General features: G+C 64.0%; 19 protein-coding genes and 1 pseudogene. 10 read left to right on the top strand and 10 right to left on the bottom strand.

The genetic code is table 11. The features are described 5' to 3' along the window. The first annotated feature begins 4 nt into the window (after nt 1-4). From K359_RS0116870 to K359_RS0116860, 3 genes are read left to right on the top strand one after another with little or no spacing between them, the layout of a single operon-like run. Nucleotides 5-811: a glutathione S-transferase gene (locus K359_RS0116870; RefSeq protein ID WP_029080400.1), complete on the top strand. Its 807-nt coding sequence runs from the start codon at nt 5-7 to the stop codon at nt 809-811. Nucleotides 812-849: 38 nt separating this feature from the next. Beyond that, entirely contained in the window at nt 850-1,551 is a 702-nt protein-coding gene (locus K359_RS0116865) for an SDR family NAD(P)-dependent oxidoreductase (protein WP_029080399.1), read from the top strand. Nucleotides 1,552-1,608: 57 nt separating this feature from the next. Next, nucleotides 1,609-2,811: an ABC transporter substrate-binding protein gene (locus K359_RS0116860; protein WP_029080398.1), complete on the top strand. Its 1,203-nt coding sequence runs from the start codon at nt 1,609-1,611 to the stop codon at nt 2,809-2,811. 24 nt (nt 2,812-2,835) lie between these two features. On the opposite strand, the gene K359_RS52200 is transcribed toward K359_RS0116860, so the two are convergent. Together K359_RS52200 and K359_RS0116850 are read right to left on the bottom strand one after the other, a co-directional pair. Further along, a complete protein-coding gene (locus K359_RS52200; protein WP_035976682.1) occupies nt 2,836-4,392 on the bottom strand; it encodes a hypothetical protein in 1,557 nt (518 codons plus the stop codon). Nucleotides 4,393-4,407: 15 nt separating this feature from the next. Then, on the bottom strand, nt 4,408-5,598 hold the full coding sequence (locus K359_RS0116850; protein ID WP_029080397.1) for a glycosyltransferase family 4 protein: 1,191 nt from the start codon (nt 5,596-5,598) through the stop codon (nt 4,408-4,410). A 289-nt stretch (nt 5,599-5,887) separates the two neighbouring features. On the opposite strand from K359_RS0116850, the gene K359_RS0116845 reads away from it, so the two are divergent. Continuing rightward, nucleotides 5,888-7,975 carry a GumC family protein gene (locus K359_RS0116845; RefSeq protein WP_029080396.1) on the top strand — a complete coding sequence of 696 codons (2,088 nt, stop codon included), beginning with the start codon at nt 5,888-5,890 and terminating at the stop codon, nt 7,973-7,975. Between the two features lie 103 nt (nt 7,976-8,078). On the opposite strand, the gene K359_RS0116840 is transcribed toward K359_RS0116845, so the two are convergent. After that, a complete protein-coding gene (locus K359_RS0116840; RefSeq protein ID WP_029080395.1) occupies nt 8,079-9,425 on the bottom strand; it encodes a lipopolysaccharide biosynthesis protein in 1,347 nt (448 codons plus the stop codon). A 496-nt stretch (nt 9,426-9,921) separates the two neighbouring features. Between K359_RS0116840 and K359_RS0116835 the strand changes: the two genes are divergently transcribed. Then, complete coding sequence (locus tag K359_RS0116835; protein WP_029080394.1) at nt 9,922-11,142, top strand: NAD(P)/FAD-dependent oxidoreductase; 1,221 nt, start codon at nt 9,922-9,924, stop codon at nt 11,140-11,142. Nucleotides 11,143-11,471: 329 nt separating this feature from the next. On the opposite strand, the gene K359_RS0116830 is transcribed toward K359_RS0116835, so the two are convergent. Further along, complete coding sequence (locus K359_RS0116830; protein WP_029080393.1) at nt 11,472-12,602, bottom strand: GNAT family N-acetyltransferase; 1,131 nt, start codon at nt 12,600-12,602, stop codon at nt 11,472-11,474. A 485-nt stretch (nt 12,603-13,087) separates the two neighbouring features. On the opposite strand from K359_RS0116830, the gene K359_RS0116825 reads away from it, so the two are divergent. From K359_RS0116825 to K359_RS0116815, 3 genes are all read left to right on the top strand, one after another. Beyond that, the gene (locus K359_RS0116825) at nt 13,088-13,900 is read left to right on the top strand and encodes a WecB/TagA/CpsF family glycosyltransferase (RefSeq protein ID WP_029080392.1); all 813 of its coding nucleotides are present in this window, start codon (nt 13,088-13,090) and stop codon (nt 13,898-13,900) included. A gap of 78 nt (nt 13,901-13,978) precedes the next feature. After that, nucleotides 13,979-15,262, top strand: coding sequence for an O-antigen ligase (locus K359_RS0116820; protein WP_029080391.1), 1,284 nt, complete (start codon nt 13,979-13,981; stop codon nt 15,260-15,262). Then, nucleotides 15,259-16,284 (top strand): glycoside hydrolase family 5 protein, encoded by a 1,026-nt coding sequence (locus K359_RS0116815; RefSeq protein ID WP_029080390.1) that lies wholly within the window; start codon nt 15,259-15,261, stop codon nt 16,282-16,284. Before K359_RS0116820 ends, K359_RS0116815 begins: the two co-directional genes overlap by 4 nt. Nucleotides 16,285-16,311: 27 nt before the next feature. Here K359_RS0116815 and K359_RS52195 read toward each other — a convergent pair. Beyond that, nucleotides 16,312-17,522 (bottom strand): annotated as a pseudogene (locus tag K359_RS52195) (amidohydrolase family protein). A 118-nt stretch (nt 17,523-17,640) separates the two neighbouring features. Here K359_RS52195 and K359_RS0116805 point away from each other — a divergent pair. Continuing rightward, a complete protein-coding gene (locus K359_RS0116805) occupies nt 17,641-18,930 on the top strand; it encodes an MFS transporter (protein ID WP_051346165.1) in 1,290 nt (429 codons plus the stop codon). A 15-nt stretch (nt 18,931-18,945) separates the two neighbouring features. Here the strand turns inward: K359_RS0116805 and K359_RS0116800 are convergent, their stop codons facing one another. The 5 genes from K359_RS0116800 to clpB form a co-directional block, all read right to left on the bottom strand. Beyond that, nucleotides 18,946-19,137 carry a hypothetical protein gene (locus tag K359_RS0116800; RefSeq protein WP_035976681.1) on the bottom strand — a complete coding sequence of 64 codons (192 nt, stop codon included), beginning with the start codon at nt 19,135-19,137 and terminating at the stop codon, nt 18,946-18,948. A gap of 81 nt (nt 19,138-19,218) precedes the next feature. After that, nucleotides 19,219-20,034, bottom strand: a complete 816-nt coding sequence (locus K359_RS0116795) for a family 1 encapsulin nanocompartment shell protein (RefSeq protein ID WP_029080387.1) — start codon at nt 20,032-20,034, stop codon at nt 19,219-19,221. Then, nucleotides 20,027-21,088: a Dyp-type peroxidase gene (locus tag K359_RS0116790; protein WP_029080386.1), complete on the bottom strand. Its 1,062-nt coding sequence runs from the start codon at nt 21,086-21,088 to the stop codon at nt 20,027-20,029. The genes K359_RS0116795 and K359_RS0116790 overlap by 8 nt, the downstream gene beginning before the upstream one ends. Nucleotides 21,089-21,222: 134 nt before the next feature. Beyond that, nucleotides 21,223-21,474 (bottom strand): DUF2171 domain-containing protein, encoded by a 252-nt coding sequence (locus tag K359_RS0116785; RefSeq protein WP_029080385.1) that lies wholly within the window; start codon nt 21,472-21,474, stop codon nt 21,223-21,225. A gap of 92 nt (nt 21,475-21,566) precedes the next feature. Beyond that, nucleotides 21,567-24,179 (bottom strand): ATP-dependent chaperone ClpB, encoded by a 2,613-nt coding sequence (gene clpB, locus K359_RS0116780; RefSeq protein WP_029080384.1) that lies wholly within the window; start codon nt 24,177-24,179, stop codon nt 21,567-21,569. A 674-nt stretch (nt 24,180-24,853) separates the two neighbouring features. On the opposite strand from clpB, the gene K359_RS57255 reads away from it, so the two are divergent. Further along, nucleotides 24,854-26,224, top strand: coding sequence for a YXWGXW repeat-containing protein (locus tag K359_RS57255; RefSeq protein ID WP_051346159.1), 1,371 nt, complete (start codon nt 24,854-24,856; stop codon nt 26,222-26,224). Nucleotides 26,225-26,301: the final 77 nt, after the last annotated feature.

Below are 26,301 nucleotides of genomic sequence, written 5' to 3'. Positions count from 1 at the left end.
CACAATGGCTGACCTGCGTATATTCTCTTACTTGCCGAACCCGCGCGTCTGGAAAGCAACCATCGCGGCGCGGTTCTGCGGCGTCGATGTCGAGGTGCGGGGCGCCTCCGGCAAGGAATTGCGCGACTGGCTGTGGGATTACGATGCCCATCCGCTGACGGAGCACGAACGCGCCTCGCTGTCGTCGCTGGCGCGAACCGGCCGGGTCGGGCTGACCGGCGCACAGCTGTTCAAGACCGACGCGTTCATGGAGGCACAGCCGTTCGGCAATGTGCCCGCCGCATTCGGCGCCGATGGCAAGGTCGGGATCTTCGAATCGAACAGCATCATGCGCGCGGTGGCGCGGCTCGGCGAAGCGAAGTTCGCCCTCTATGGGCGTGACGCCTTCGAAGCGTCCAGGATCGACAGCTTCCTCGATGTCAGCCTGGTGTTCGCGCGGGACACGCAGATCTATCTGCTCGCTCTGTCGGGCGGAACGGTCGACGCGGCCATTCACGCGCGCGCCAAGGACGCGTTTGCGATCTATGCCTCGGGGATCGAGCAGGCATTGTCGCCACGGCGCGAGACGCTGGTCGGAACCGGCATCTCGATTGCCGACATCTGCCTTGCCGCCGAGCTCGCGCTGTTCATGAACGAGCATGGGCGGGCCGAGCAATTGCGCAAGCAGGGGTTGGAACGAATCCTGCACCCGGGCGTGCAGGATGACTATCCGCTGATGTTCGCCCACTTTGCCCGCCTGCTCGAGCACGCGCATTTTGCGCCGGAGCTCAAGCCCTATGTCGAGAAGCTGCGGTCGAAGGCGGCCGGCTGAGCATGAAACCTGTTGGCCGCAACGCGGAGGTTGATCGTATGACCGCACCTGTTTGTTTGATCTCCGGCGTGGGACCCGGCACGGGCTCGGCGCTCGCCAGGAGGTTCGCCGAAGGCGGCTATCGCGTCGCGCTGCTCGCCAGGAACGAGGAGCGCCTCGCCGCGCTCGAAAAGCAGCTGCCGGGCGCAAAGGCCTATCGATGCGACGTGTCCGACCCCGCGCAGGTCGAGGCGGTGGCCTCCGCCGTGGAGCGCGATCTCGGCAATCCCGGCGTCGTGATCCACAACGCCGTCGGCGGCGCGTTCGGCACATTCCGCGAGATCGATCCGCAGATTCTCAATCGCAACTTCCAGGTCAACACGATGGGGCTGTTGTATCTGGCGCGGCGGTTCACCCCGGCGATGATCGGTGCCGGCAAGGGCGCCATTGTGGCGACCGGCAACACCTCGGCGTTGCGCGGCAAGGCCGGCTTCGCAGGCTTCGCGCCGACCAAGGCGGCGCAGCGGATTCTCGCCGAAGCGATGGCGCGCGACCTCGGGCCGCAAGGCGTTCACGTCGCCTACGTCGTCATTGATGCGGTGATCGATCTGGAGTGGACGCGGAAGCGCTGGCCGGAACGGCCGGACGACTTCTTCATCAAACCGAAAGCGATCGCTGACGAGATCTGGCACGTCGCGCACCAGGATCGCAGCGCGTGGTCGTTCAATGTCGAGATCAGGCCGTTCGGCGAGGCCTGGTAGGCCCGACGCTGCGGTCGCAAGAGCCGGCTAATTCATAAAAACCAAGGGGAGAGTTGCATGTCGTTGAGGAAGATTGCTGTGTCCATTGCGGTTCTTGCGGCCTTTGCCGTAGCTCCCGTCCGCGCCGAAACGCCCGGTATCTCGGAATCGGAGATCAAGATCGGGGCGACATTCCCGTTCAGCGGCCCGGCATCTCCGCTCAGCAATACAGGCAAGGGCCTCATCGCCTATGTCAACTCCATCAATGATCGCGGCGGCATCAACGGCCGCAAGATCAATCTCATCACCTATGACGATGCCTATTCGCCGCCCAAGGCGGTGGAGCAGGTCCGGAAGCTGATCGAGAGCGACGAGGTGGCTTTCTTGTTTGGCCCGCTGGGGACGCCCGGTATCGGCGCAACCATCAAATATGTGACCGCGAAGAAGGTGCCGCACCTCTTTGTCGTGAGCGGTGTGACCAAGTTTGCCAACTTCGCCGAGTTCCCACTGACCACCACGGGGTTGCCGAGCTACAACACCGAAGGAAAGATCTACGCCAAGTACATTGCCCAGACGGCGCCGGACGCGAAGATCGCGATCCTCTACCAGAACGACGATCTCGGCCGTGACTTCGTGGCCGCGTTCAAGGAAACCCTGAAGGGTGAGTTCGACAAGAAGGTGGTGACATCTCCCTATGAGGTCACCGAGCCCACGATTGACTCCCGCGTCGTGACGTTGAAGGCATCGGGCGCCCAGGCATTCCTGATCGCCGGCACGCCGAAATTCGCCGCGCAAGCGATCAAGAAGGCGAGCGAGATCGGCTGGTCGCCGCTCACCATCGTCAATTACGTGTCGAGCTCGGTGTCTTCGACCATCGTGCCGGCCGGAGCGGACAAGGCGGTGGGCGTCGTCGTCGCGACCATCGCGAAGGATCCGAATGACAAGAAATGGGCCGACGATCCCGGCATCAAATGGTATCGCGCGCACTTCGAGAAGTATCTTCCGGGTGCCGATATCGGCGACAGCAACTACCTGTTCGGGACCCAGCAGGGCCAGATCCTGGAGCAGGTGCTGAAGCAGTGCGGCGACGACCTGTCGCGCGAGAACATCGTGAAGCAGGCACGTAACATCAAGGGACTTGTGCTGCCGACGCTGATGCCGGGCATCACGGTCAACACCGGGCCCGACAACAGCATGGCCTATACGCAACTTCAGCTGCAGCGCTGGACGGGGAGCTCCTGGGAGCAGTTCGGCGGCGTGCTGAGGGCCGAGCCGAACTGAGCCGCCGCATCGATGGCCGGCGCGCTAGTGCAGCCGTCGTGCGACCGGCTTCGCCGGCGCGCTGTGCCAGTTCCATTGCGATGATCGGTCGCTCGACCGCAGGCTCGCCAGGAACGCTGTGGTCTTCGGCTGCACCCGCGAGCCGTCGATCACCTCGAGCTGGCCGCACCGGTTGAGCGTGTGCAGCTTCCGTCCGCTCCACAGCGGCCCGGGCTTGAGCAGGTGGCGGACCGCCTGCTTGTATGTCGTCGGCGACAGTTCGTGCACTTCCGAAAGTCCCAGCGCAGCGCCGTAGCCGCTGCTGCAATCCTGCACCGGGCGCCACAGTTTTCCGTCGATGGTCACGAAGTTTCCGGCCGGCCGCGCGGTCGCGCGATCCATCAGGACCGGATTGGCCGCATGCGGCTGCCAGGGGCCGAGCAACCGGTCGGCGTAATAGATCGCCAGCGTGTCGGAATATCCGCCGGTGCCATCGCGCCAGGCGCCGAACATGTAGTGCAGGCCATTGTGCTGCGTGATGGTCACATCAGCCAGTTCGAGCCCGGACAGCAGCGTGCTGTGCCGCTCCCATTTGTCCGGAAAGCGGACGCATTTATAGAGCGGGACGTCCCGATGCGCGGTGCTCTCCGGGATCATCCAGAGCTCGCCATTGTCCTCGATCAGGAACGGGTAGGACAGGTGCCACGGCTCTTCGAGCACGGGCATTACGGTGCCGACCGGTCCCTCGCCGTCGAATTCGATCGCCGAGATGATGCCCTTGCCGACCCGGTGGTCGAGATCTTCGAAGAACACGAAGGTCCTGCCCTGCCATTTCACCGGGACGGGATCGGCATAGAAGTGGTTGCCGGGGTCGCCGAGCACGTTCCAGGCCGGTCCGGACAGGTCGCCGGTGCGCCAGACATCCGCGTTCTCGGCGTAGCGCCATCCGATATGCCAGTGCGGCGCGTAGCAGCACAGCCGATAGATTTCCTTGGCGATCGAAGTCGCCACGCCACGCACGACAAAAGGCGCGGGGTTGCGCGGCGCGCCGGCGCTCGCCGGAGCAGCCAATTGCGGCACCAGCCGCGGAGCTCCCGACAGAATCGGAGGCAGCATGGACAGCGTCCGTGCCATCACCGTTTCGAGCCCGCCACTCAGGCCGGCTGCGATTTCCGCGGAGGGATGGCCGCGGTCGATGACCGAGCCGTCAAGCTCGTTGACGATTTCGATCACCGGCAGGTCGCCGGCGAGGATGGCCGCCAGCGCCGCATGCTCTCCCGCGGAGCCGTTGAACCGCGGACGGAGATAGAGCCTGGCGGAGCAGTCCGGATCGCGCTCGGCGCTGGTGAAGTCGACCACCACGTCGGGGTTGCCCGCGCGCGGCCGCTCCGGGATCGTCTTCAGCCGGTCGGCGCCGCCGGCCTTGCCCTTGCGCAGGACGATGCGCTCAAGCTCGAACAGCATGTCGAGGCCGGCGGGGCGAGGCTCCGGCGTCGTGGTCCAGGCGATTTGAACGGGAATATCCTGATCCTTGACGCGCAGCTTTTCGCGGCACATCCAGAGCCGCGGCTGCTCGCGATCGCAGCGGAACTCGATAATCATGTCCAGCCCAACTTCCTAGTGCGCGTCCGCCCCCACGGCGTTGGCGAGAATGCGGACGTATTCCTCTATCATGGCATCCAACGAATAGCGCGACTTCAGGCCCACGGCGCTTTGCCGCAGCTGGTCGCTCAACACACGATCGGTGAGGACCTTCGATACGGCGGCCGAAAACTCCGCCTCATTGGCAGCGTCAACGAACACCGCCGCAGGCTGTCCCTGGCAGGACAGCACCTCGCGCAAAACCGGAAGATCGTTGACGACGCAGGGAATGCCGGCACTCGCGGCTTCGACGGCGGCGAGGCCAAACGTTTCGGCCTGCGTCGGAAAGACGAAGATGTCGAGGCAAGCCAGGAAGTCGGCCATCTGGCGCGGCGGAATCTCGCCGATGAGGTGCAGCCGGTCGGAGACATCAAGCTCATCGGCCAGCGCCTTGAGCCGTGCTTCATCGGCGCCCTGGCCGGCCAGCGCAAGGTGCCAGGACGGGTCGGCAGCCAGCAGACGAATTGCCGCATCGAGCCGCTTGTGCGGGTGCAGCCTTGCCGCGCAGCCGAGCAGGGTACGGTCCGGCGGCAGCTTGAACTGCTGTCGTGCAACGTCCTTCGGCAGGCTGTGCGACTTGTCGTCGAAGCCGTGCGGCACGTGCTTCATCCGCGCGCGGTAGAGCGCAGGATAGCGGGCGTATTCACGCTCCATATCCCGCGAGTTCAGCGTGATGCACTGGAAGAAGCCGGTAGAGCCCATGATGATGTCGGCGGCGCGCACCGGCATGCTCATCGACATCGCCGAGGATACCTGGTTGGCGATCACGGGGGCGCGGCTGATGAGGCGCGACACGCCTCCGCCGATCACGTTGCCGAAGTGCTGGAAGGTCAGGACGACATCGGGCCGGATGGCCCTGAGATGACCGGCGAGCGTCCACAGCATCCGCAGCAGCGCCATCGGGTTTCCCGGGCGGCTCGACGCGCAATAGAACGTATTGGGCGGTTCGTCGAAGGAATCCGATTTGCGGAAGAAGAACAGGTTGGCGACGTCATAGCCGCGCGCGGTGAGGCCGGCACCGAGCAGCCGTGATATCTCCTGCGCGCCGGCGTTCTCGGCCTGGGTCTGCACCAGGACAACACGCAGCTTCTTCCTGCTCTCGTTCGGTCGATCGCGTGACGCGGCCGATGCCTCGCGCAATGCAGTGCTTGGCGTGTATTGGAGCACGGATTCCTCACCCGTTGAAGGAGTGGATTCGCCCCCTTCATTTTTGCGCGCGTTCCTATCACGCGAAGCGTGCTCGTGCACCGGGTAGCGCGTGTTGAGGTTACTGCTCATTTAGTGCGATCGGACATTGCCAGCAATCAAAAGCGCAATCAAAAACGATTGTCTCACACATAGGGTACAACTGGCTCGTTAACTAATTGGTTACGGCCGCGTAAGGAGGGGTAACCGCAGATTAACCATAGATATTTACGTTGGCGCAGTACTGTCAGTGGAATTCGAGTTTGAACCCATGAAGTTCGGTAGCCGCGTAGGCCCGAGACGTTCCGAAGCCACGGAACCCGCAGCGTCGTGGGAAAATGCCGGCGTGCCGGCCGGCCAATCCTCCACAGAAATCACCAAGGGCGTGCTTAGCCTTGCCGGCGTGGTCGGCTTTTTTCGCGAGAACGGTCAACGCATTCTGATGCTCGCCGCGGTGATCTTCGCGGTCGGTGTCATCTTGCTGATGTTGATCCCGGCGCGCTACGCGGCGACTGCGCTTGTCGTGGTCGACCCGCGCGAGCAGCGCGTTACAGCCGATCAGGACGTGCTGCCGGGGATCGGGCAAGATGCCGCAGCGCTGCAGAGCTATGTCGAGATCGCCAAATCGGACGGATTTCTCGGGCCGCTGATCGACCAGCTCAAGATCGCCGAGGACAGCGACATCTCTGGCGGCAGGACCGATCCCACCCGCCTGCTCGACCGGTTTCGCAGCCGGCTCGATATCTCCAGGCGCGGATTAACCTATGTGATCGCCATCAAGTTCACGTCCAACGACCCGCGGCGCGCGGCGTACTACGCCAATGCGGTGGCCGAGGCGTTCGTCGCCAGCCAGCGCGGAACCCGCAGCGTGGCGACCGACGAAGCGGCCGACTGGCTGAAGAGCCGGCTCAAGGCGTTGAACGACCGCCTGCGGTTGTCGGAAGATGCCGTCGCCAAATTCAAGCTCGAGCACCGGATCGTTAACGCCGGCAAGGAATCGACCACGCAGCAATTGCGGGTCACCGATCTGACGCAGCAGGTCGCCGCCGCGCGCGCCCGCGCCGAAGAGGCCAAGGCGCGCTATGAGCAGTCGCAACGCGACCTGAAGGCCAATGTCGACGGCCCGGTCAAGCAGGATCTGCTGAGCGTGCTGCGTGCCCAGCGGTCCGCCCTCAACGACCAGATCGCGCAGAAGCGTGCCGTGCTCGGCGATCGCCATCCCGACCTGGTGATGTCGCTCAGCCAGTTGAGCGACCTCAACCGGCAGATCGAGATCGAGCGGAAGAAGAACATCGACACCGCAAAGTCGGAATACGAGGCGCAGCGCGACCAGCAGAAGGCGCTGGAAGACCAGCTGAAGGCGGCCGAGCAGCAGATCCTGGTCGACGGTCAGGCGCTCGTTAAGCTGCAGGAATTGCAGCGCGACGCCGACGCCAACAAGAACATCTACGAGCAGTTCCTCTCGCGCTACAGGACGACCGACGAGCAGCGCGGTTTGCAGAGCTCGCAGACCAAGGTTGCATCGCCGGCGACGCCGCCGGTGCGTTCGACGCTTCCGCCGCTGCCTCTGCTGCTCGTCGCACTCGCGATCGTTTCGCTGCTGACGTCGACGGCGATTGTCGCCATTCCCGGTCTGAAGCCGTTTCCGATCAAGGCCGTTCCCGTGCCGCGTCGCGCCGAAGCGCCGCCCGCGCCGCAGCCTGCGCTGCCGCCGGGATTGCCGGTGCTGGCCCGCATTCCCAACATGGTGTCGCCAGATGCCGTCAGGAGCGTCTGGCAGACCCCGATTGCAACGACGGCCGAGCCCGATCTCATCCCGCATCTTCAACTGCTGGTCGAGAACATCGAGCAGCTTCCGGGAGATCACGGCAAGGTGGCGCTGCTGCTGTCGGTCGAGGCCGGTGCGGGCGGCAGCACCGTCGCGCGGTCGCTGAACCGATCCGCCGTCAAGAACGGGACGCTCAGCGTCCTGATCGAGATGGAATCCAGGCGGGCCGAGGCCACGCCGCCGCAAGGTTCGGGGATCATCAAGGCCGATCTGCCGTCCGTCGTCGAGCTGCTGGGCGCCAGCAGCAAGGCGCCGCCATATCCGCCGGACGATATTCGCGGCGATTTCGGCCTGATCATCGTCGACGCGTCGTCGCTTGCGATGCAGCCGGCTGCGGTGGCGCTGGCGGCGCATGCCGATCTGGTGATCCTGGTGGTTCGCGAGGGTGCCGCCAACGCGGCTTCCATCGCCAAGGCGAGAGCTGATCTGTCGAGGTCCGGTTCGGTGCCGACAGCGCTTGTCGTCAACCGCGTGGCCGGCAATGCCGCGGTTCGCGGCCGTCAGGGCGAAGCCCTGGGATTGGCAAGTTGAAGAGGCTTAGAACATCGGTTCTGATTGAATCAGAACCGATGCTCTAACTTTCTTTTGACGCGTTCTCTTCACACGAACCGGCGTCCACTTCGCTCGTAAACGCTTAGTCCTTGCTATCGGCGACGCGGACTGCGTAGGCGCCACTCTTCGACGACGCCAGATGCGTCAGCACCAGGATTGACGGATCGACGCCGGTCCGGCGGCGGCACAGCACGTTGAGGGCGATGGCGGTAAGCACCAGCGACACGGTGGCCGCAATCGCAGCGCCGAGCACGCCGAGCCAGGGGATCAGCACGACAAATCCCACCAGCCGAAACGCCACGTTGGCGGCGACGACCGGAACATAGTCACGCTCATGGCCGGTCAGCTGCAGAACCGCGGCGGACGGTCCGCCCGCCGCCTGGAACGCCGTTCCGATTGCGAGCACGATCAGCACCCACTGCTGCGCGGCGAAATGCGGCCCGAACAGGCCGAGCAAATAGGGGGCGCCGACCCAGACGATGACGAGCCCGCTGAGCACGCAAAGCGCGGTCACCTCGGCCATCAGCTTCAGCGTATGTTCGAGTTCGCCGTGATTCTTGCTGAAATACAGCGAGGGGAGCCGGCGCGCGCCGAACGTGTAGAGCGCAGCCGAGAGCATGGCGAAGATGTTCGCCAGACGCGATGCGGCGAAATAGACGCCAGCCGTGGCCGGATCGAGCATCCAGTAAACCAGGATGACGTCGAAATACTGGTTGGCCGCTTCAAGAATGGATGAGAGCCAGAAGCGGAATGCGCTCCGGTTCCAGCGTGCGGTCTCAAGGCGGGCGGTGACCGCGCGCAGGTTCGGCAGCGCGCGCACGACGGACACGATCTGCACGGCGAGGCCCAGCGCCATCGCGGCCGACATCGCGGTGAACAGCTCCGCCGGGGTGAGCTGCCGGTGGCCGAGCAGCACCGCCACCAGGAACAAAACAACGGCAACCCGCCAGAAGAACTCGCGGTTGCCTTCCCCCATCAGAATGCTGACCAGGGATCGCGCGATCTGGCTGCCGAGCATCAGCCCGGCATTGACGGCCGCAAACGCCGACACCGACAGGACCAGCAGCCACCACTCGCCGCGAATGACCGCCGCCGCCGCGATCGCGGCGATCGAAATCAGCATGCCGACCGCGGAGTACTTCAGGCTCGACAGCAGGACGCCTTTGGTGAGGTCGGCCTGGCCGCGCACCTGGTATTCGTTGAGGAAGCGAACGAGCAGCAGTTCCTGGCCGACCAGGCCCACGACCGATGCGATCTGGGCGACAGAAAGCCAGGTCGCAAAATCTCCAAACGCGTCGGCCGTCATGGTCCGCGCGGCCAGCGAGAACAGCGCGAATGCCAACCCGCCGCTACCAACCTTGAGCAGGATGGTCCCGGCAACGCCGCGCGTCACATCGCGCCGCAGCAGTTGGAGAACAGAGTCAATCACCAGAGATATCTCAATATCCAGTCAGGCTGTCGACCGTAGCAATCGGTCAAGCCGCGAGTGTTAATGTTGTCTTGCTAAGATTCCGTTCCTTCCGGCTGGCCTCCGCGCGCCTCGCGGTTGTGAACCAGGTCAACCCGTCGCCTTGCTCCATTCTGGAACGGCGCCGGGCGCTGTCTCCAAACGGTGCAGATCGGGTGTTTCTCCGAAGCTCGGTCGAAAGGCGAGGACCGCGCCGGGTGAGGCCGCGTCTGCGTGCCAAGGGCGTCCGTCGAGGCTCCATGGCCACGCGATAGACCTGCCATCCTGCTGGTGAGCCTCCAAATGTTCGGTTTCATGACGGTCTTTGGTGCAAGCCATGTGCCGAGAGCCTGCCGATCGCAGTCGGCACGTTTTCATTAACCTCAATCATGGAACTCGTCGTGTTCGTTCGGGAAGGCCGCACGGCAGGCAGGGAAATTGCAGTTCTGCGGTCAATTAGCCGTTGGAGCGGACAAACATGATTGCCGAGGAAAGCACGACCAGGCCGATCGCGACCTGCGGGGCCGAGGTCATCGAAGCGGATGTCGCGATCGTGGGCGCCGGTTTGGCGGGCTCGCTTGCGCGAGCCGTGCTTGCCCGGGCCGGCTACCGGGTCGTTCTGATCGACAAGCGCGCGATTCCTCCTGACGAATTCCGCGTCGAAAAGATCGCGGGACGGCAGATCGACATTCTGCGCCGCCTCGGCTTCATCGACGATGTCGAGGCCGTCGCCGCGCCCTATGACAGGGTGCTCAACATCAGGGACGGCAGGCTGATCGATATCGGCGTCGGCCGGTCCTACGGAATTTCCTATGCCAACCTCGTCAACATGGCCCGCGACCTGTCGCCTGATACGTCGAGCTTCCTGCTCGACCAGGTGACCAATGTCAGTTGCAGCGACGACCGTCAGCAGTTGACGCTGGCCTCCGGCAAACGCATCGTTTCGCGCCTGGTCATTCTGGCGACCGGCATGGCCGGTGCGCTTGGCTACAGTCTCGGCATGCGCCGGCAGGTGATCGCTGCGCGTCACTCGGTTTCGTTCGGCTTCACGATCGCACGGCCGGACAACGCGCCGTTCGATTTCAATGCGCTGACCTGCTATGGCAAGAAGGCGGCTGACGGCGTCGACTATCTCAGCCTGTTTCCGATGTCGGGCGGCATGCGGGCGAACCTGTTCATGTTCCGCGATCCGGCCGATCCGATCATGCGCGAGCTGCGCCGCGACACCAGGCGGACGTTGTTTCGCCTGATGCCGGGATTGAAGACCTATCTCGGCGACTTCGAGGTCGTCGGCCCGGTGCAGAACTGGGTCATGGACCTGACCGCGACCGAGGGCCATCTGCAGCCGGGCGTCGTGCTGATCGGCGATGCCTACCAGACCAATTGTCCGGCCGCCGGAACCGGCGTCAGCCGTCTGCTGGTGGATGTCGAACGCCTCTGCACCGAATATGTGCCACGCTGGCTCGAGACCGACGGCATGGGCACGGAGAAGATTGCGCAGTTCTATTCCGATCCGGACAAGCTCGCCGCAGACCAGCTTTCGCTGCAACTGGCGCGCTACCGGCAGGACTTGACATTGAACACCGATGCACGCTGGACGATGCAGCGGAAGCTACACTTCCTGCGCCGCGCGATCACGCATCGGGTGGACCGGATTCATCCGGGATGGGTGATGCGCGTCCGCAGCGCGCTCCGTTAGAGCGTATTCGGACGAAGTGGGCGCCGGTTCGCGTGAAGAAAACGCGTCAAAGCAAGAACCCAGAGCTATGACGCCGCACACTCGGTGTCGTCCCGGCGAAAGCCGGTACCCATAACCGCAAATATTTGTGGCGCGAAGGCCGGGGCCCCAGCTTGTTCTAACGACAGCCATCGGTGGTTATGGGTCCCGGATCGCGCGGAGCCTGTCATCGGGCGGCGCTTCGCGCCGACCCGTTGGCTTGTCCGGGACGACGACCGAGTTTTCCTGAACCGAAGCGCGAGGCGTCCGCAAAAAACACCTGGCTAGCTCTTGGCAAACTCCTGGCGGCGCTACCGCGTGCCGGTCGAGGTGCGGATCGGCCTGAAGTCGGTCAACCGCTTGGCGGCCTGCTTGATCCAGGGCGCTTGTTTCAGCGCAAACAGCGCAAGCGAGCCGGCCGCACTGCCGGCCTGGGTCACGCTCGACATCGGCGTGGGCTGTCCCCCGAACTGCATCTTGTAGGGTTCGTCACCGATGGTGAAGTCGAGCACCCGATCGCCGCGCTCGATGCAGTCCCGCGCGACCCGTTCGAAGGTCAGCGCGCCGATCGACTGGCTCTTGTATCCCTCGATATCGAACGCCGTCATGACGACGAGGAGGCTGTCGCGATGAGATAGCCCAAGGGCGGTGGCAATGACCTCGCCGTCCATCTTCATGGCATAGAGCCGCGCAAAGGAGCCGACGCCGCGCAGCGCCACGCTCGAATAGAAATCGAAATATTCCAGACGCTGCAGCAGGTCGCCGTCACCATGCGCCTGGAACCGCGGACCGCGAAACTTCTTCATCACCTCCATCGCCTCGCCGACGGAGGTGCTGTCGTCGCAGCATGAGAAGGTGAGGGTGCCTTTCTTGTGGATCTGGCGCCATTTCTTTGCCAGCTCCTTTTGATAGGACTTCCCCAACGCGTTGATCTGCCATTGCTCGAACGGTGCAGACAGGACCGTCGCGTAGGCGTTGGTATCCATCAGGCTGCGGTGAGGCGCTCCGAGCAGATTCTCGATCGGCATCTTGGCATCGAGCAGCTTCGGTATGCGCAGCAGATCGAATGGCCGGACCAGGTCTCGAAGCCTCTCGCAGGCCCGCTCGTCCCGCAGCAGGTCGGCAAATGTCGCGATGCTGCAGACCGGCGACAGGTAGTCTGACACACGGAGGTCCGCGAATTCGATCGTGCGCATCGGCCCGCGGCGCACGCGCAGCAGCGGCAGCACAGCCGCCAGCGCCTTGCTTGCGCGATGCCTGATGACGACGACCAGCGGCTTCGCAGCCGCGGCGGGCGCGAGCTTTCGATAGAGGCTGTCCAGCCACAGCGGATGCTGGAAGGCGGTCGCATCCGATCCTTCAAACAACGTCGCGTATTCTTCGGACAGGAAGTCGAATGCGTCGTCGATGCAGACATCGAACGCGTCATCGTTCTTATTCATGCGAAACCAAACAAACGGGTTTTCAAAGTGCCGATCGAGCCGGCGTGGATACCCTTATAGCAAAGGCTGATGAGGTCGGGCACCGGTAGAATACGATTTGTATTAATGTACTGCGTCGACCTTTGCGCATTGTTGCTGATCTAAGGTCACAGCGGTGAACGGATCGCTTGTGACGCCTCACCTGTCGGTATCGTTAACAATCTCGTTACGGCCCGAGATCATCGCGCATCGCGCGGCTGGCGCGCGACTGGACCGGATATTGCAATTATGGGCAGGTAAGCACTGGAGCCCTTGGTGAAATGTTGACTGACAACCAAAACGCCCGCATTTCGGATGCAATTTCGCCCGCGCGCGTCGATCGCGAGCGGACGCTGCGTCTCAATTCAGACACGGCTGCTCCAGTTGTCCGGATTTGCAACACTTCGGGTGACCCGCAGCCGGCTGCATCGGCGGATCTACCGGCCGGATCATCGCTGCCAGGCGGAATGCGGGAGCGTCGCATCAATCCTGTCGGCAGAGCTGCGACCGCCGGCGTTCTCCGGGCAACCATTGGCGGGCTGCGGCTCGCCGTGCTCGATCGCGAGCAGACGGCGGGTTTCATGGTCGAGATGGTGCACCCGCAGCGGCGGGTCAGTCGGCCGCTGTATCTGACCTCGGCCAATGGCGAGGTGCTGTCGCGCTGCTCGACCGAGCCGATGACCGATCGGTTGTTCCGCACCGCCGACCTGATCAATGCCGACGGGCAACCGCTCGTCATGGTGTCCAAGCTGCGGTCATCGAACCCGCTGCCCGAGCGCGTCGCGACCACCGACCTGTTCCACGACGTCGCGTGCAAGGCGGAAGAGCTTGGGCTCACCTTCTATTTGCTTGGCGCCGACGATGCCGAGAACAAGGCGGCAATCGCCAATGTCCGCCGGGCCTATCCGGCCCTCAAGATCGTCGGCCATTCGCACGGCTATCTGCGCGGCGACGCGCTGCGGGCCAAGGTCGACGAGATCAACGCGCTGGCGCCGGACTTCCTCTGGGTCGCGCTCGGCGTGCCCTACGAGCAGGCTTTCGTCGATGAATTTATGCCGCAGCTTGGCAACGTCGGCGTCATCAAGACGTCAGGCGGATTGTTCAATTTCCTGTCGGGCTCGCGGCCGCGCGCGCCGAGGTGGATGCAGATCGTGGGACTCGAATGGGCCTGGCGGCTCTGGCTCGAGCCGCGCCGGCTGTTCTGGCGCTATTTGACGACCAATCCGCATGCCCTCTATCTGCTGTTCAACCGGACCCGATCCTCGTCAAGCAAAGACTGAAGCCTACCGCGTGCAATATGCACTCCGGCCCGATCCACCGGAGTGCCGAGCTCATTCAGTGAGCGGAGTACAATCGATATGGACGGACGAGCGCTCGATAGCTCGACCTGGCAGGCGCCCAGCGTCGAGGCGGAAAATTTCGCAAGAACTGTCGTCAACTGGTCGATCACCATCAACGTGATCATGTCGATGGGGACGTTCCACGCCGCGCTGCTGCCGACCGAGCTGACGCTGGTGCAGCAGGCCATCGCGCTGCTGATGTGGGGCGTGCTGATCTATGCCAGCCTGTTCATCCGTCCCTGCCTGCGGCTGGCCTTCAATCTCGACATGCTTGCAGTCATCGCATTCTACGCGTTCGCCACCATTTCCGTGTTCTGGACCAATCTGGGCGGTGCCGCCCTGATGAAGGCCGCGGCGCTCGCGATCACGACGCTTGGCGCGTTCTGCATGATCACCCGCGTCGACATCGACGACATCGTGAAAGCGACGACCCGCGGCCTGTTCGTGCTGATCGCGGCCTCTGCGCTCTGTGCCTTGGTTTTCCCTGACATCGGGGTCGATGACAGCTGGATGCACATGGGGCAATGGCAGGGCGTCTTCGAATCGAAGCAGACCCTGGGCTTTGCCGGTGCCTATCTGATGTTCTTCGCCTGCTATCGAAAGATAACCGGACAGGGATGGTTGCCCTTCCTCGTTACCTTCGCGCTCGCCTCGACCTGCGTCATTCTCTCGGAGTCGCGCGGCGCCGGCGCCCTGGCGCTGGTTGCCTGTGCGCTGGTGCTGACGTCGCTATGGTCCGTCAGGTGCATGCAGGTCTACGCGATCCTGCCATGCGTGATGTGCGTCGCGGCCGTGCTGCTGATCCTGTATTTCTACACGACCGGATACGACTCGATCCACGTCTTCGACACGACGATCGATTTCACCGAGAGAACCTTCATCTGGCAGTACGCCATCGGTCATTTCGATGACGCACCGCTGTTCGGATTTGGCATCAACGGATTCTGGACCAATCCGGCGATCTACGATTATTTCAACCAGAACCACGGCTGGGTGCTCGACAACTATCACAATGGCTATATCGCCATTCTGATCGAGACGGGATTCCTGGGCTATTTCCTGTTCACGGCAAGCGTCTTTCTGTTCTCCTACAAGATGCTTTGCCTGATCGCGGAGCGCGCGATCGATCGTCTGCATTGTGCACGGATCATCGGGTTCGTGTTTCTCAACTGCCAGACCAACTTCACGGAGACGGTGTTCCTTCGTTCGACGATGTTCACATCGGTGCTGCTGATTGCGTTCTTCCTTGCCGTCTGCCGGCCGGTGCCGTCATCGCGTGCGCGCGAGCTGGAGCAACCATGACGGCGTTCCGATCGCTTTTGCAGGGAACCTTCAGCGCGCTGGTGGCGGCGGCGCTGTCTGCGGTGCTGATGTCGCCGGCGAATGCCGCGGGGCAGGGCGCGTCCCCGGACGTCGCGGCACTGGGGCGCGGCATCAATATTCTCGGCTATGACGGCATCTGGAAAGGACACCAGAACGCGCCTTTCCGCCTGGAAAACCTCAATACGATCCGCCAGGCCGGCTTCTCGCATGTCAGGATCAACTTCTTCGGCTTCAGGCACATGGAGTCCGGAAACATCCTGGATGAAGCCGTCTTGGGGCGCCTCGATGGCATGATCGAGGACGTGCTGGCGCGGAAGCTGATCCCGATCCTCGACGAGCACGACACCGACCTCTGCCAGCGCGACGTACCGGAATGCACGGTGAAGCTCAAGGCGTTCTGGCGCCAGATCGCGGCGCGCTATGCGGGAAAATACCCGAGGTTGGTGTTCGAGATCCTGAACGAACCCGGCGGCAACATGACCTCGGCCGAATGGAATGCGCTGCTCGGCGATTGTCTTGCCATCATCAGGGGCACGAATCCGACGCGCATTGTCGTTGTCGCCGTCCTGAACATCGACGAACTGCCGGTTGACGAATTGGCGCTGCCGGCCGGCGACAGAAACCTCATCGTCACGTTCCACTATTATGCGCCGATACGATTTACCCATCAGGGCGCGCCGTGGTCGGCAACCTTCTCGAAGATTGCCCCGCTCAACTGGGGCTCCGCCGAAGACGAGGCGAAGGCAGCCGCGGATTTCGACAAGGTCCGGTCCTGGTCGGAGAAGGAGATGCGTCCGATCTATCTCGGCGAGTTCGGCGTCTACGAGCGCGCGCCGGCGGAGAGCCGCGGGAAATACCTGTCGTTCGTGGCGAGACGCGCCGAAAGCTTCGGCTGGGCGTGGGCCTATTGGCAGTTCGATCACGATTTCGCGGCATTCGATGGCGCCCGGCAACGCTGGAACCGCGATATTCTCCGCGCAATCATTCCGTCGGTCCGCTAGTCCGCCCGCCGCGCGGCGGCCTTCGCCTCAGGATCGGTCGACGTCCTTGACGACGCGATTGTCGCGCGCGGTGAGTACGCCGCCCTTGTACACCGAGCGCCCGGAGGGCCGCGCGACCACGGCCTCCTGGATATGCGCAGCATTCAAGGTCACGAAATCGGCCTTGTCCCCCACACGCAGGCCGTAACCTTCCAGCCGCAGAGCCTTGGCGCCGGCCGCGGTGACCATGTCGAACGCGATCGCGAGCTCGTCATCGGTGTAGAAGCCCGAGCGGTATCCGATCATCATCGCGCGGCCCAGCATGTCGCCGTCGCCATAGGGCCACCAGCTGTCCCTGATATTGTCGTTGCCGCTGAACACCGTGACGCCGGCGTTCCTGAGCGTGGCGACCGGCGGGAACGGCCGGCTGCCCGGCGCATTCGTCATGATCGCCACGCCGGAGCGGGCCAGGATGTCGGCAGTCTTCTTCAGCGCGTCCGCAGGAATGTCGCCGAGCCCGTAGGCGTGGCTGACGGCGACGCGGCCCTCCATGCCGAGCGCACGCGTCCGCGCCGCGATCTGCTCGACCTCGAAGGCGCCGAGCATGCCGCCATCATGAAGATGGATATCGACATCGACGCCGTGCTTGTGCGCGACGCCGAAGACGACATCGAGATGCCCCTCGACATCCCGATCGAAGCTTGCGGGATCGAGCCCACCGACCACATTGGCGCCGAGCCTGATCGCCTCGTCGAGCAATTGCGGCGTGCCGGGACTGCCGAGAATCCCGCTCTGCGGAAACGCCACGAGCTGGATGTCGATCAGATCCCGGTATTCCTCGCGCACCCTCAGGATGGTCTCGAGCGATTTCAGCCCCACCGAACCGTCGACCATGACGTGACTGCGCATCTGCGTCGTGCCATGTCCGATGCAAAGGTCGAGCTGGTTCCGCGCGCGAACGTACATCGGTGCGGCGGCGGCAAGGTTCTCTGCCTGAAACGCCACCCGTTCATGGACATTGAAGCCATTGGTGCAGGGACGGTGCGGCCGCCAGGTGTCGCCATAGAAGCTGGTATCGAGATGGATGTGACCCTCGACGAAGCCGGGCACGACAAGCGCGTTGCCGAGATCGACGATCTCGACCCCGGCCGGGCGCTCGGCCCTCGCTTCGATCGCAACGATGCGGCCGTCGCGAACCAGCATGTCGCTGCAGCACCGTCACCGAGCCTGGCATTGATGAAGAGTTTGTCGGCGGGCATCGAGTCTGTCCTTCTTGTCGCTTGCGTCGCATGCAGATCGCGCTGTGCGCCGCGTCTTGCCTTGCATGGTCCGAGGAATAATACTCGCGCGGGACAGGCAGACAAGGAACCGAGAGTGTTGCAGGACATTGCGAGCAGGGACGGGTTCGATGTCAAGCGCGCAGCGTTTGCCGCGACCATCGGCAACATGCTGGAGTTCTACGACTTCATCACCTACAGCTTCTTTGCGACCGAGATCGGGCGCACTTTCTTCCCCGCGCACAGTGAATACGGCAGCCTGATGCTGTCGCTTGCAACCTTCGGCGCCGGGTTTCTGACGCGCCCGATCGGCGGCATCGTGCTCGGCATCTTCTCCGACCGGGTCGGCCGGCGGCCGGCAATGTTGCTGAGCTTCGCCTTGATGGGCGGCGCGATCCTGACCATCGCGCTGACGCCCTCCTATGCCGCAATCGGCATCGTGGCCCCGATCATCGTGATCCTGGCGCGCATGGTGCAGGGATTTGCACTCGGCGGCGAGGTCGGGCCGACCACGGCCTATCTGATCGAGATCGCAGCACCCAGGGATCGCGGTCTGGTGGTGGCATGGCAACCGGCCAGCCAGGAGATCGCGGCCACGATCGGCGCGCTGGTCGGCGTCATCCTGAGCAGCACCATGGCGCCCGACATGCTGCAGGCCTACGGATGGCGGGTCGCATTCCTGCTCGGGGCGGTCTGCCTGCCGTTCGGCATATGGATGCGCCGCACGCTGCCGGAAACCGTTGCTCACGGCGAGCATGCTGTCGGGAGCGCCGAAAGTCCGAGCCATGTTGCGCAGGCACGTCGGCATCTCCGCGTGATCGTGCTGGCGGTGATGATCCTGGCCAGCGGCACCATCTCGACCTACGTGACGCAATACATGACGACCTACGCCAAGAACACGCTGCATGTCTCGCCGTCGCTGGCGTTCACCGTATCGCTGGTCAGCAATGGACTGCAGATCATCGGTGCGTTGCTGGGCGGCTGGCTCGCCGACCGGCTCGGACGCAAGCCGATCATGATCTGGCCGCAGCTCGTCGTGCTGGTGCTGACCTATCCGGCCTTCCTGTGGATCGTCCACGATCCCGGCGCCTGGTCGCTGCTGTTCGGCTTCGGCATCCTGTCGTTCATCGGATCGCTGCCGTTCACCGCGTTCTATGCCGCCTTCACCGAAGCCTTGCCGCAGAACATCCGCGGCGGCGTGTTCGCGACCATCTATGCTGTTGCGATCGCGACGTTCGGCGGCACCGCGCAACTCGTGGTCACGTGGTTGCTGCACGCGACAGGAGATCCGCTGGCGCCCTCCTGGTATCTGCTGCTCGCGGCGGCGGTCGGCATCGTCGCGATGAGCCTGATGCCCGAGACCGCCCCGGTGAAGGTCGGCGAGAAGTAACGCCGGCGAACGCGCTCAATCCATGTCGCGAAAGGCGTGGCCGTTGGCCTCGATCTCTTTCACGAGCTGCGGCGGCAGATTGGCTTGCGCCGAGGTGCCGTCGAACACCCAGTCCTTGGCGTCGGCAAGGTCGGGGAGACCTGCGCCCTTGCGGACGTAGAGACCAACCGACGCCTTCATCGGGTTGATGTAGAGATCGTAGTCCATTGCGCGCCTCCTTTCCATTTCACGTTAGCGGAAGCCCCGGCAACGGCCGGAGACTTCCCGGATGAGTCAACGCCGGTAAGACTAGGCGGGTTTCTTCGCCTCCGGCGCAAGCACCACCGACGCTTCGCCGGTCAGCATCAGGAAGGTGATGGTCTCCTGGAAATACAGCTGGACCGTGGTTGCCGAGTGGCTGAGATAGCCGATCGAAAGGTCCTGGCCGATCGAGAGCTGGAAATCGCCGCCGCGGGTGGTGAGCAGCACGCCACCCTCGATCGCCGGCGCCCAGATGATCTTGCCGTCGACCAGGCGCTGGATGTGCTGCAGCACCGGGTAGCCGTCATCGGTCGCGCCGCCGATCGCGGTATAGGGCTCGGTGCCGAGCAAGAGCGTATAGGGGCCGTTGACGCCGGCGAGCCGCAACTGGCTGACCGCCTGCGCGACTACGTTGGGGTAATTCTTGACGCTCGCCGGCAGCGTCAGCACCGGGTTGCTGCTGCCCTGGCGGATGCCCTGGATGCCGGCGGCGGCGTAACCATCGAACACCGCACGATCCTCCGCGAAGGCCATCTTGCGCGCAGCCGTCTTGAGCGGATCCCAGTCGGAATCATTGGAGCCGCGCTCGACGTCGTCAATCGCCTGGCGCGAGAGCTCGAACGGCACGCGCAGCTCGACCAGCGCACGGACATCGCGCTGCGTCGCCTCGACCCCGTCGCCGGGCGTCGAAATTTTCTTGAGATGGCCGGTGCCGACGGCGGAGAAATCGGTGCCCTTCGGACCATCGACGTCGACGACACGGCGCGCCGCCAGATGGCGCTTCAACGTGCGCAAAGCTTCCTCCTCGATCTGCGCCCATGCCGCGTCTGAGATAGGGGCAAGTCCCCGATGCAGATTATTCATGTCCAGCCTCTCCTTTCAGTGAGCCGATCCCGAGCGAGCCGTCGGACGGCGGTATTCTTGGTGCGGGTGCGTCGGCAGCTTCGGCATCATCCAGGGACGGCTCGGCGGGCGCGGCTGCAGGCGGCGCGCTCGCGACATCCTCCAGGAAGGTCGCCGACGGGACGAAGAACAGCGTGCCGGTGACGGCGCGGCTGAAATCGAGCAGCCGGTCGTAATTGCCTGGCGGCTTGCCGACGAACATGTTCTCCAGCATCTGCTCGATCCGGTGCGGTGATTTGGCGTAGCCGATGAAATAGGTGCCGAACTCGCCCTTGCTGATGTTGCCGAACGGCATGTTGTCGCGGAGGATATCGAGCTCCTCGCCGTTCTCCACGATCGTTGTCAGGGCATTGTGCGCGTAGCTCGGCTTCACCGTATCGTCGAGCTCGATATCGGACAGCTTGGTGCGGCCGATGATCTTCTCCTGCATCTCGACCGGTAGCTCGTTCCACTTCTTCATGTCGTGCAAGTATTTTTGTACGATCACATAGCTGCCGCCGGCGAAGTCCGCGTCCTCGTCGCCGATGATGGTGGCCTCCAGGGCGGCCTGGTCCTCCGGATTCTCCGTGCCGTCGACAAAGCCGAGCAGGTCGCGCTCGTCGAAATATTTGAAGCCGTGAACTTCGTCCGAGGTGGCGACGGCATCGCCGAGCCGCGTCATGATCTGGGTCGCGAGCTCGAAGCACAGGTCCATCGGCACGGCGCGGATGTGAAACAGCAGGTCGCCCGGCGTTGCGACGGCGTGATGGACGCCATGGATCTCGCGAAACGGATGCAGGCCTGTCGGCTTCGGCGCGCCAAACAGCCGATCCCACGCGTCAGAGCCGATCCCCATGACGCAAGACAGCCGGCCCTCGAGATCGCGGAAGCCCACGGCGCGCACCAGCGCGGCCAGATCGGCGCACAGCGACCGCACCACCGCATCATATTCCGGATTGGGCTTGATCGTGACCGCAAGGAAGATGGCCGCGCGCGTCAGCTTCGCAGCGACCGGTTGCGGAACGGCTGATGGCACGCATCTCTCCTTACTAAACGGCTAGTCCACGAGGACAAAACAGCTGGTTCTGGACGTCGGATCGACGTTCAGAGAGAGGCAGAGGAGCATGCAACTGGAACCTTTACAATACCTCGAATGCAGAGGTGCCTGCGTCAATCGACGGGCTTGCCGGACTTCTCCTCCTCGAGGGTCACTGCAATCGCGGCGTTGGCCGACAGCCGCACCTTGCTGCCTTCGACACCGGCGACGAAGCCGAGCTCGATATAGTGGTGATGGCCCTTGTGGAAGCCGTCGCTTTCGCTTTTCTTGAGCTTGATGCGGTTGCCTTCGACGCGATCGACGGTGCCGACATGCACGCCATCGGCGCCGATGACCTCCATGTTGTCCTTGATGTTCTGTGTCATGGCGCTCTCCCTGGTTGAAGGCCAGCTTTGCATATGATGCCGGCAGACGACGCGGCGATGACAGCGCGTCGCCTGTGCAATCCGGGCTTGTCTCACACCGGTTCGTATTCGTCCGCCGCTGCGGTCTCCGGCCTCTTGCCGTTGAAGGTGAGGCCGGCCTTGGTGGCGGAAAGCTTCACCTGCGAGCCGTCGCGCACATCGCCGGCGAGGATCATTTCGGCGAGCGGATCCTGCACGCTGCGCTGGATCACCCGCTTCAGCGGACGGGCACCATAGGCTGGATCCCAGCCTTTCTCCGCCAGCCAGTCGCGCGCTTTCGGCTCGAGCTCCAGCTCGATCTTGCGATCCTCCAGCAGCCTGCGCAGCCGCGAAAACTGGATCTCGACGATGCGGCCCATGTCGCTCTTCTGCAGCCGGTGGAACAGGATGATCTCGTCGATCCGGTTGAGGAATTCGGGGCGGAAATGCGCCCGCACCATGTTCATCACCTGCTCGCGCACCGCGCTCGTGCTCTGGCCCTCAGGCTGGTTGACGAGGTACTCGGCGCCGATGTTCGAGGTCATGATGATCAGCGTGTTGCGGAAATCGACGGTGCGGCCCTGGCCGTCGGTGAGGCGGCCGTCGTCCAGCACCTGGAGCAGTACGTTGAAGACATCGGGGTGCGCCTTTTCGATCTCGTCGAACAGCACGACTTGGTAGGGCCGCCGCCGCACCGCTTCCGTGAGCGCGCCGCCCTCGTCATAGCCGACATAGCCGGGCGGGGCGCCGATCAGCCGCGACACCGAGTGCTTCTCCATGTATTCGGACATGTCGAGGCGGATCATCGCGGTCTCGTCGTCGAACAGATATTCGGCGAGCGCCTTCGCGAGCTCGGTCTTGCCGACGCCGGTGGGCCCCAGGAACATGAACGAGCCGATCGGCCGGTTGGGATCCTGCAGCCCCGCGCGGGCGCGACGCACTGCGGTCGACACCGCGCGGACCGCTTCGGCCTGGCCGACGACTCGCTTGCCGAGCATCTCCTCCATGCGCAGCAGCTTGTCCTTTTCGCCCTCCAGCATCTTGTCGACCGGCACGCCGGTCCAGCGCGACACCACCTGCGCGATATTGTCCGCGGTCACGGTCTCGCTCGCCGACGAAGTCTCGCTGGCCTCGACCGCGGCGAGCTTCTTCTCGAGCTCCGGAATCCGGCCATAGGCCAGTTCGCCCGCCTTCTGGAATTCGCCGCGGCGCTGCGCATTGGCAAGCTCGGTGCGCAACTGCTCGAGCTCGCCCTTCATCTTCTGCGCATCCGAGAGCTTGCTCTTTTCCGACCGCCATTTCGACGTCATGTCCGCCGATTTCTTCTCGAGATCCACGAGATCCTTCTCGAGCGTCTGCAGCCGGCTCCTGGAGCCGAGATCGGTCTCCTTCTTCAGCGCCTCCTGCTCGATCTTGAGCCGGATGATCTCGCGGTCGAGCGAGTCGAGCTCCTCCGGCTTGGAATCGACCTGCATCTTCAGCCGCGCCGCGGCCTCGTCCATCAGGTCGATGGCCTTGTCGGGCAGGAAACGGTCGGTGATGTAGCGGTTCGACAGCGTGGCGGCGGCGACCAGCGCCGAATCCGCGATCCGCACGCCGTGATGCTGCTCGTATTTATCCTTCAGGCCGCGCAGGATCGAGATGGTGTCCTCGACCGTCGGCTCGGAGACGAACACCGGCTGGAAACGCCGGGCCAGCGCGGCGTCCTTTTCGACATGCTTGCGGTATTCGTCGAGCGTGGTTGCGCCGATGCAATGCAATTCGCCGCGGGCGAGCGCGGGCTTCAAGAGGTTCGATGCGTCCATCGCGCCGTCGCCCTTGCCGGCGCCGATCAGGGTGTGCATCTCGTCGATGAACAGGATGATGCCGCCCTCGGCGGACGTCACCTCCTGCAGCACAGCCTTGAGCCGCTCCTCGAACTCGCCGCGATATTTTGCGCCCGCGATCAGCGCGCCGAGATCGAGTGCGAGCAGCGCCTTGTCCTGCAGGCTTTCCGGCACGTCGCCATTGACAATGCGCAGCGCCAGACCCTCGACGATCGCGGTCTTGCCGACGCCGGGCTCGCCGATCAGGACGGGATTGTTCTTCGTGCGGCGCGACAGCACCTGGATGGTGCGGCGGATTTCCTCGTCGCGGCCGATCACCGGATCGAGCTTGCCGTCGCGCGCGGCCTGGGTGAGGTCGCGGGAATATTTCTTCAGCGCGTCATAGGCATTCTCGGCCGACGCGCTGTCGGCGGTGCGCCCCTTGCGCAGCGCGTTGATGGCGGCGTTGAGGTTCTGCGCGTTGACGCCCCCCTTGGCGAGCAGCTTGCCGGCCTCGCTGTCCTTGTCGGTCGCCAGCGCTTGCAACAGCCGTTCGACTGAGACAAAACTGTCGCCGGCCTTGTCGGCGGCCTGTTCCGCGGCGGCGAAGGCGCGCGCGGTCTCGGGCGCCATGTAGATCTGTCCCGAGCCTGCGCCGCTGATCTTCGGCACCTTGGCCAGCGCATCCTCGGTTGCCTTGAGGATCGCGCGCGAGTTGCCGCCGGCGCGGTCGATCAGGCCGGCCGCGAGGCCTTCATTGTCGTCGAGCAGCACTTTCAGGAGATAGAGCGTCGAGAACTGCTGATGTCCCTCGCGCATGGCGAGCGATTGTGCCGACTGGATGAAGCCGCGAAGGCGGTCGGTATACTTCTCTATGTTCATCGTGGCACCTCAAGGCAAACAGAGGCTCATCGAGATCCAGTATGCCACGCATTCCAGCCGGCGACAGATGGCGGAACGATGACATCCATCATGCGGCAGCCGAATACAATCGCGCCGGCGGAAAACCGCGGGCCTGATGCTGCCGCTTCCTGTATCGTGTGGTCCTTTCAGGGGAGTGTCAATCGTCGAGCGCGGCCCCTAGACTACCACGTTCGAGGTCCTGCGGCTGCAGATGCGCGCTTCTGGCACTCATCCGGAGGCACTGCTACGGACACGTCGACGCGCCAGGGTAGCATCACGCCGTTATCGGTTCGGCCGATCACCGCGCGCTGTGACGTCGAGCTGCTCGACGGGTCCGGATCGTTACAATCGTGCGAATGCCAGAGTCATGTTTGAGACGTTTCGGAACTGGTGACGTCGCACTCTGCATGACGCAAGTGATGACGCGGCCGAATGATGCGGGCGACCGTCGCGCGTCACGTCACTGAATCGCACGTGGCTTGGGTCGCTGTACACTCTGAACTGCCGATGAATAGCTGCGTGAGTGTGTTTCCAGTTTGCGTCGATCCGTTTCAGGCTGGTGTAAGGTCAAAGCGCTAGCGATGACGTGCGTCGGTTCGCGCCGATGCCTGGAACTTTTGTTCCAGTTCTCACGTTCATCGAAGAGGCTCCCAATGACCACTCGTCTTCCTTCGACCGTGTCGTGTGCAGCGATCGCCACGGCGCTGTTCTCTGTGACCGCCGTGCCAGCTGTCGCGCAGGATGCGGCATGCGCGCCGGTCTCTGCCGTCGAGACCGCGCCGCCGCCGCTGCCGACCTATGATCAGCCGCCAGTGCCTGGGCCCGGCTACATGTGGTCGCCGGGCAATTGGTCGTGGGACGAGGATCGCGGCGACTATTACTGGGTGCCGGGCACCTGGGTGCAGCCGCCGCGGGTCGGGCTGCTGTGGACGCCCGGTTACTGGGGCGGGTTTGGCGGCGGCTTCATTTTCCATCAGGGCTATTGGGGTGATCGCGTCGGCTTCTACGGCGGCATCAATTACGGTTTTGGCTACGGCGGTTCAGGCTACGAAGGCGGCCGCTGGGATCATGGCAACTTCTTCTACAATCGCACCGTGAACAATCTGCAGGGCGCGCGGATCACCAACGTCTACGAGAAGAACGTCACGATCAATCAGACCACCATCAACAACGTCAGCTACAATGGCGGTCGCGGCGGCATCGAGGTGCGGCCGACTCCCGCCGAACGTGCGATCGCCAAGGAGCAGCACTTCGCAGCGACGCCGTTGCAGCGCAAGCAGGTCGAGACCGCAAGCCAGGATCCGAGCCTGTTCAAGCGCACCAATAACGGCGTGCCCGCTGTCGGCGCGACGGCGCGTCCCGGCGAACTGAAGGGGCCGGGCGTGGTTCGCGCGCGGCCGGCCGGCGAGGCGGTGCCTGCCGCTGCTGCACGGCCGGCGGCCGAGGAGCCGCGGCGGCCGGGGCCTGCAGCTGCGCCGGCGGACTCCCATGCGCTCCCGGTTCCCGGCAAGGAGCTTCCGCCTGCCCAGGCGAACAAGCCCGCAGTCGAGGAGAAGCGCGCCGCACCTGTTGCCGAGCCGAAGGTCGAACCGCGGCCTGCGCCTGCTGAGCAGCACGCGCTGCCGGTTCCGGAAAAGGGGCTTCCCGTGCATCCGCCCGCGCAGGAGAACAGGCCCGCGGTCGAAGAGAAGCGCGCAGCGCCCGCGCCCGAGCCCAAGGTTGAGCCCAAGGTTGAGCCCAAGCTTGAGCCGCGGCCCGCACCCGAAGCGGCGCGGCCTGCCGCGCAAGAGAACAAGCCGGCGCTGGAGAAGCGGCCCGAAGAGGTGCGCAAGGAGGAGCCGCGACCCGAGCCCGCAGCAAGGCCGGAAGCGCGGCCAGAGCCAGCAGCAAGGCCGGAGACGATCGCGCGTCCTGAGGCGCATCCGCAGCCGGCGGCACGGCCGGAGCCGCACATTCAGGCTGCGCCGCATGCTGCTCCTGCCGCGGGTCATCCCGCAGAGGAGAAGCGGCAGGAGCAACGCTAAGATAGATACGCGCTCCGCTGGCTCGTTCCGGCGGAGCGCGGTATTGTTCCGCCGACGGGCAAGTGATCATCACTGGA

This window comes from Bradyrhizobium sp. th-b2, from assembly GCF_000426785.1.
Lineage (GTDB): Bacteria > Pseudomonadota > Alphaproteobacteria > Rhizobiales > Xanthobacteraceae > Bradyrhizobium > Bradyrhizobium septentrionale.
The sequence above is the reverse complement of the archived record's forward strand: the minus strand, read 5'-3'. Positions and strand labels throughout refer to the sequence as shown.

Bases quoted from the DNA above. Each gene is read 5' to 3' on its own strand.
- K359_RS0116870 (WP_029080400.1), top strand. From the start codon at position 5: ATGGCTGACCTGCGTATATTCTCTTACTTGCCGAACCCGCGCGTCTGG.
- K359_RS0116865 (WP_029080399.1), top strand. From the start codon at position 850: ATGACCGCACCTGTTTGTTTGATCTCCGGCGTGGGACCCGGCACGGGC.
- K359_RS0116860 (WP_029080398.1), top strand. From the start codon at position 1,609: ATGTCGTTGAGGAAGATTGCTGTGTCCATTGCGGTTCTTGCGGCCTTT.
- K359_RS52200 (WP_035976682.1), bottom strand. From the start codon at position 4,392: ATGATTATCGAGTTCCGCTGCGATCGCGAGCAGCCGCGGCTCTGGATG.
- K359_RS0116845 (WP_029080396.1), top strand. From the start codon at position 5,888: ATGAAGTTCGGTAGCCGCGTAGGCCCGAGACGTTCCGAAGCCACGGAA.
- K359_RS0116835 (WP_029080394.1), top strand. From the start codon at position 9,922: ATGATTGCCGAGGAAAGCACGACCAGGCCGATCGCGACCTGCGGGGCC.
- K359_RS0116830 (WP_029080393.1), bottom strand. From the start codon at position 12,602: ATGAATAAGAACGATGACGCGTTCGATGTCTGCATCGACGACGCATTC.
- K359_RS0116825 (WP_029080392.1), top strand. From the start codon at position 13,088: ATGCGGGAGCGTCGCATCAATCCTGTCGGCAGAGCTGCGACCGCCGGC.
- K359_RS0116820 (WP_029080391.1), top strand. From the start codon at position 13,979: ATGGACGGACGAGCGCTCGATAGCTCGACCTGGCAGGCGCCCAGCGTC.
- K359_RS0116815 (WP_029080390.1), top strand. From the start codon at position 15,259: ATGACGGCGTTCCGATCGCTTTTGCAGGGAACCTTCAGCGCGCTGGTG.
- K359_RS0116800 (WP_035976681.1), bottom strand. From the start codon at position 19,137: ATGGACTACGATCTCTACATCAACCCGATGAAGGCGTCGGTTGGTCTC.
- K359_RS0116795 (WP_029080387.1), bottom strand. From the start codon at position 20,034: ATGAATAATCTGCATCGGGGACTTGCCCCTATCTCAGACGCGGCATGG.
- K359_RS0116785 (WP_029080385.1), bottom strand. From the start codon at position 21,474: ATGACACAGAACATCAAGGACAACATGGAGGTCATCGGCGCCGATGGC.
- clpB (WP_029080384.1), bottom strand. From the start codon at position 24,179: ATGAACATAGAGAAGTATACCGACCGCCTTCGCGGCTTCATCCAGTCG.
- K359_RS57255 (WP_051346159.1), top strand. From the start codon at position 24,854: ATGACCACTCGTCTTCCTTCGACCGTGTCGTGTGCAGCGATCGCCACG.